The organism is Longimicrobium sp. (genome assembly GCF_036387355.1).
Classification (GTDB): domain Bacteria; phylum Gemmatimonadota; class Gemmatimonadetes; order Longimicrobiales; family Longimicrobiaceae; genus Longimicrobium.
In genome coordinates this window covers 1-3,426 of the sequence record NZ_DASVTX010000159.1, presented here as the reverse complement: position 1 = coordinate 3,426, position 3,426 = coordinate 1, and the positions used below count along the sequence as shown (strand labels likewise).

The window sequence follows — 3,426 nt, the reverse complement described above, 5'->3', positions numbered from 1 at the left end:
TTCCGTCCTGCACGAGGGCGGCCCACTGCTCTTCCAGCTCGTCCAGCAGGCGCTCGTAGTCCGCGCCCACGGGGCGGCCGCAGGTGGGGCAGGTGCCTTCCGGGCCCAGCGTCTGGATCTGCTTGATCTGCTCGCGCAGTTCGGCCGCGCGGTCGCGGTAGCCGCTGAGCTTGGTCCACGCGTCCTGCTTGTCGGCCAGCCACGCCGACTTCTTTTCCTCCAGCTCCGTTTCCGCCGTGGCCCGCTCGGCCCGCAGCCGCTCCAGCTCCTCGGCGTAGCGGCGCTCCAGCTCCGGCGCGGTGGCGACCTTTTCCAGCCGCTCGCGGGCACGCTCCAGCTCCGCGTCCAGGTCCGCCGCCTGCCGCGCGAACGCCTTGCGCCGCTCGTCCTGCCGCGCGAGCTCGCTGAGCCGCGAGCACTGGTCGTTGACCGAGGGAAGCTCGGACAGACGCTCGCGCAGGGGCGCCAGCTCCGCTTCCGCGCCGGCGACGGCCTCCAGCTCGGCGGCGGCGCGGTCCAGGTCGCGGCGGGCGGACTCCCGGTCGCGCTCCGCCGTCTGCATGGCGTGGGTGAGCTCGCGGAAGCGCTCGCGGGCCGCCTGCGCCTCCACCCAGCGCGGAGTGACGAGCCGAAGCTCCGCCTGCGCCCCCTCCACCGCGAGCTTCGCCGCGTTCAGCGAAGCGACCGCGTCCGCCACGCGCTGCTCCGCTGCCCGGCGCGCGGCGACGATCTGCTCGCGGTCGCCCAGGGTGGCGCGCAGCCCCTTGATCTCGCTGCGCAGCTCCGTCTTGCGCGCCTTGACCAGGTCCTGCGCGCGGCGAAGGCGCTCGTAGCCCAGCACCTGGCTCAGAAAGCGGCCGCGGTCCGTGGGCCCCATGGCCGCCAGGAAGGCGAGCTCCTTCTGCCCCGTGAAGTAGGTGTTGAAGAACTCTTCGCGCGTCATGCCGACGCGCTGCTGCAGGTACGCGGTCGCACCGCCCAGCGTGGAGGCGACGGGGGCGGCGCCGCCGTCCAGGTACACGTCGGCGCCGTTCAGCGAGCGCACGACGCGGAACTCATGCGCGCCCAGCCCGAACGCCAACTCCACTTCCACGCGCGCGCGTGCCCCCGCGCGCGCGAAGCGGATGGTGTCATTGGTCCCCCGGGCCGCCTGCGAGCCGTAGATGGCCCAGGCGATCCCCTCCAGGATGGTGGATTTGCCGGCGCCGTTGGGCCCGATGATGCCGGTGAGCCCCGGCCGGAAGGTGATCTCGGTGTCCGCGTGCTGGCGGAAGTTGCGCATCCGCAGAGACAGAAGGCGCATGGCTCAGCCCTCCCCTGTGCGGTCCACGTACTCCGTCCCGAGGTTCACGAGGCGGTCCGTCTTCACGATGGGATCGCGAATCTGCCAATCAGACGTGAGAAAAGCGGACACCTGCTCCTGCAGCGTCTGCCGGCGCACGGGGGCGGCGCTGCCGGAGCGGCGGCGCACCTCGGGCGGGCGGGCGTCCAGGTGAAAGTGCAGCGCCTCGGCCTTCCACTCGCGGATGCGGCGGTGGTTGAGCTCGCGGACCACCGCGCGGGGAATGTCGCCGACCACCATGCGCACCAGCTTGCCGCGGATCCCCTCCGGAACCCGGCTCACCGCGGCGTGGATGGACTCGTCCACCTCCGCCGGGGAAAGGCCGCGCGCATCCAGCCGGGGAAGGTCCACGACGGGGCGGGTGCGCACGGGCTGGAACTCCGCCGTTCCCGTCTCCGTGTCAAAGAGCAGGAATCCTTTCTCTTCCTTTTCCATCCAGATGTTGGTGGAGGTGCGCTCGATGCCCCCCGCGTACCACATGTTGGGCGCCAGGTCCGTGCAGATGTGGTAGTGGCCCAGCGCCACGTAGTCCCACCGCTCCGGCCCGATGTCGGTGTCGGGGACGATGGCGCCGCCGTATTCCGACACGTAGCGCAGCTTGCGCTCGGCCACGTCGCCGCCGATGGTGCCGTGCAGCATGAGCAGGTTGTGCCGCGCCCCCGGCTCCGGCTCGATGCGCGTTTCCTCGCCGCCGGAAAGCGACACGTGCGGCAGGCACAGGATGGAGGCGTCGATGCCCGGCAGGTGCACCGCGCGGCACTCGTCGGCCACCACGCGGACGCCCTCGATCTCCCGGAACAGGTGCAGGATGTTGCCCGTTTCGGCGGAGCGCGGCGAGTCGTGGTTGCCGGCGATCATCACCACCGGCACGCCGGGGAGGCGTTCCGCCAGGAGCGAGAACTGCCGGAACGCCTCGGCGATGGCCGTGTTGGAGGGGCGCACGGTGTGAAAGACGTCGCCCGCCACCAGCACCAGGTCCGGCCGCAGCTCCACCGTGCGCGCCACGGCCTGGCGAAAGGCGTCGGCCACGTCGGCTTCGCGCACGTTGGCGCCGCGCTGCGTGACGCGGTGGTAGGCGCGAAAGCCCAGGTGCAGGTCCGCCCAGTGCGCGATCCTCACGGGCGCACCCCTGCCGGCGCGGGCCCGCGCTTGTGAGCGGGGCGCGCGGCGGCTACGATTGTGCGTTGCACGCGGGACCCGCGGCGCGAACCGGGCTTCCCCGCCGGGGTACCGGAGCCGCCGCCGGGCACCGGCGATCCTGAGACTACCATCGACCGACCCACGTCGTCATGGCCGAGAATAAAAAGAAGAAAAAGAAGGTGTCTCCCGAAGAGCGCCACCGCACCCTGCAGGACCAGGTGCAGGCCCTTCCGTACGCGCTGGCCGACCTGGAAAGCAAGGGCGAAAAGCGCAAGGCGTTCATGCTCAAGTACTTTGCCGCCCCCGTCATCCGCCTGATGAAGCGGCTGATGGACCGGCAGCGCTACAGCGGCGCCGAAGGGCAGAAGCTGAAGCAGCAGGAGCAGATGAAGCGCCACCTGGAAATGCGGCGCAAGCAGATGGAGTTCATGCAGGGCGAAATGGCCCGGCAGCAGAAAAAGGCGCAGAAGCGCACCAAGGGCGGACCGCGCTAGTCCGCCACCGGCGCCGCCCGCGCGCCGCGCTCCTCCAGGGGCGCGGCGCGCGGCGTTCGCGCCCCCTCCGCCGCGCCCGCCCGGTCGCGGTACACGGCCGCGGCCTCCACCCGGGGCCACTCCTCCGCCGGCCACGCCTCGAACCACCCCGCCCGCTCCGGGAACGCCGTCCCCGCCTGCGCCGACGCGGCGAGCAGAAAGTTCTGCCGCTCCGCCGAATCCTGCCCCAGGTGCGTGTACAGCCGCAGCGACGGGAACGACTCGGCCGCGGTGCGCACCACGGACCAGAAGCGCCCCTGCCCTTCGCCGCGCGCCACCCCGATCAGGTTCACCAGCAATACGCCGTGTGGCCGCAGCAGCGCGGCGAATTCCGCCAGCGCCTCGCGGGTAACCAGGTGCGGCGGCACCATCTCGTCTCCGCCGTACACATCCACCACCACCCGGTCGAAC

Annotated in this window: 4 protein-coding genes; 1 reads left to right on the top strand and 3 read right to left on the bottom strand. The window is 71.7% G+C overall.

Annotation, left to right across the window (positions count from 1 at the left end; genetic code table 11):
* A partial coding sequence (locus tag VF665_RS07405; protein ID WP_331052769.1) for an SMC family ATPase occupies positions 1–1,303 on the bottom strand: 1,303 nt, incomplete at its 3' end.
* A 3-nt stretch (positions 1,304–1,306) separates the two neighbouring features.
* Positions 1,307–2,461 carry a DNA repair exonuclease gene (locus tag VF665_RS07400; RefSeq protein WP_331052768.1) on the bottom strand — a complete coding sequence of 385 codons (1,155 nt, stop codon included), beginning with the start codon at positions 2,459–2,461 and terminating at the stop codon, positions 1,307–1,309.
* A 170-nt stretch (positions 2,462–2,631) separates the two neighbouring features.
* On the opposite strand from VF665_RS07400, the gene VF665_RS07395 reads away from it, so the two are divergent.
* On the top strand, positions 2,632–2,976 hold the full coding sequence (locus VF665_RS07395) for a hypothetical protein (RefSeq protein WP_331052767.1): 345 nt from the start codon (positions 2,632–2,634) through the stop codon (positions 2,974–2,976).
* Here VF665_RS07395 and VF665_RS07390 read toward each other — a convergent pair.
* A partial coding sequence (locus VF665_RS07390; RefSeq protein WP_331052766.1) for a fused MFS/spermidine synthase occupies positions 2,973–3,426 on the bottom strand: 454 nt, incomplete at its 5' end. The genes VF665_RS07395 and VF665_RS07390 overlap by 4 nt on opposite strands.

Excerpts from the sequence above, each read along its gene's own strand:
- VF665_RS07395 (WP_331052767.1), top strand. The coding sequence starts at position 2,632 with ATGGCCGAGAATAAAAAGAAGAAAAAGAAGGTGTCTCCCGAAGAGCGC.